The following is a 1230-nucleotide window of genomic DNA, read 5'->3' on the forward strand; positions in this document are numbered from 1 at the left end:
GCCGGTGTTATTGCTGACGCAGCAACATTTGCAGGAACTGTTACCATCAGCAGACCTGCCCGTCTGGCTGCTGGATGATGAATCTCAGCGAAATAAGGTGGCACAACAGCCGGTACATAATCCTGATGTGCCACTTAAACCCCATCATCTGGCCTATATTATCTATACTTCCGGCTCCACCGGACAACCCAAAGGCGTGATGCTGGAGCACCGTAATGTGGTGAACTTTATCCATGCCCAGCATCAAACCAGTGAACCACAATTGGGGGATCGTATCCTGCAATTTGCCACCATCGCATTTGATACCTCGGTCTCCGATATTTTCCCCACGCTGGCCTCCGGTGCAACGCTGGTTCTGCGGCCGCCCCATATTCGGATACCCGATATCACTTTTGTCACCTTCTTGCGTGAACAGAAAATCACCATTATAGATATGCCCACCGCCTTCTGGCACCACTGGGTACAGGAGATGATAGCGGGACGCAGTGGCTTTAGCCCCTATCTGCACACCCTTATTGTGGGCGGTGAAAAAGCGGAATATCGCCATTTAATCAGTTGGTTGTCTCATCCACAAACCCAATCCTGCCGCTGGATTAACTCGTATGGCCCGACGGAAACCACGGTGATTGCCACCACGCTGACATTGGATCAGCAAAATTCATCGCATCTCAACGGGGTTATCCCGATAGGTTACCCGCTGCCCAACACCCGCATTTATATTCTGGATACGCACGGCCAGCCGGTTCCTATTGGTGTCAGGGGTGAAATCCATATTGCCGGCGTCGGGGTTGCCCGTGGTTATCTCAACCGTCCCGATTTGACGGCGGAGAAATTTGTCACTGATCCATTCAGTGAACAGCCTGATGCCCGTATGTATAAAACCGGTGACTTAGGACGCTGGTTGCCAAACGGTATGATTGAATATCTGGGGCGCAATGATTTTCAGGTCAAGCTACGCGGTTTCCGCATTGAATTGGGGGAAATTGAGGCACAACTGGCGGCTTGCGAAGGCGTCAGCGATGCCGTGGTGATCGCCCGTGAAGAAGACACCGGTGACAAACGTTTAATTGCCTATGTGATCCCCGCAACCGGCATCACGCTAAAACCGGCAGATTTGCGTGAACAACTCAGTACCAGATTGATGGAGTACATGCTACCCAATGCGTTTGTGATGCTGGACGCCTTCCCGATGTCCGCCAACGGTAAACTGGATCGCAACGCGCTGCCAGC

The 1230-nt window shown here is 52.3% G+C and carries 1 protein-coding gene; it reads left to right on the forward strand.

Going from position 1 to position 1230, the window contains the following annotated elements:
• Window positions 1-1230 (forward strand): amino acid adenylation domain-containing protein (locus tag Xedl_RS19640; protein ID WP_143187508.1); only part of this gene is annotated, 1230 nt, incomplete at both ends.

Source organism: Xenorhabdus eapokensis (assembly GCF_001908105.1).